Origin of the sequence: Enterobacter cloacae complex sp. IR5441, assembly GCF_049238215.1 — a bacterium.
Classification (GTDB): Bacteria; Pseudomonadota; Gammaproteobacteria; order Enterobacterales; family Enterobacteriaceae; genus Enterobacter; species Enterobacter hormaechei_C.
On the sequence record NZ_JBMKIA010000122.1, the window covers coordinates 1 to 863 of the forward strand.

The 863-nt window shown below is 52.7% G+C and carries 1 protein-coding gene; it reads left to right on the forward strand.

Annotation, left to right across the window (positions count from 1 at the left end):
* On the forward strand, positions 1-863 hold an 863-nt coding region (locus ACOTX5_RS26655), incomplete at both ends, for a DUF6453 family protein (RefSeq protein WP_126509005.1).

Genomic DNA, 863 nt, shown 5'->3' on the forward strand with positions numbered 1-863 from the left:
GCCTACTTTGACAGTGGCTACCAGAAAGCCAAATACGCTGATATTGCCGGTTATGTTTCCGGGGCGCAGGTGCTGTTTATCCCTCACGCGACGGCTTATCTTGATTCAGGTCTGCTTCATAAAATGAACTCGGTCACCATATCCGGCGGCCGCGTGACGCAGAATTCCACGATGAAGGATGTGAGCATCAGTGAGCGTGAGAGTACGTACACGTTCCCCGGAAGCATCTGGCAGATATTTCCTCCTGGCCAGCGTAAAGGAGAAGGCCTGCTTATTGATGACAGTACTGACTTCCTGGCGATTACCAATGCCACGCAGTCAGGGCAGTGTATCTGGAAGGGGACCGTCAATGTCCCCACTGGCGGCTGGGCAGTTCCCACAATAGCGGGATACGACAAGTCCAAATATATCGTCTTTGGGCGCTGCAATAGCGGTAATACAGTCGATTTCGATGGCAACACGGTCAGGTTCTTCAGCCCTCCATCCACCAACGATGATGCTCCGACGACCGGCACGATAGATATTGTCATCTTCGCCAGTGGCGTGGCGCCGCAGCCTGGCACGGGGCTAAACATCTTCAATGCAGCCGGAGCCTGCACGTTTTCAACAACCAGGCGTCCCTTCGTCTACCTCAATCAGCTCTGGACGCCTTCGAAAAATGCCGTGAGCATCGGCAAAGGCTATGTTCCGCTGGGCAGATTCGGGCTGATGGCCCATGAAGTAAATGGCATGTATGTGTATCGAATGTTTGGAATAAAAATACAGAACGGCAGTGCTTCAGTTCAGGGTGGGAAATATCTTGGGCGCGAGCGGTATGCAATTTTTGGTAATGACACGGTAACGCCACTGAACCTTCCCGTTCT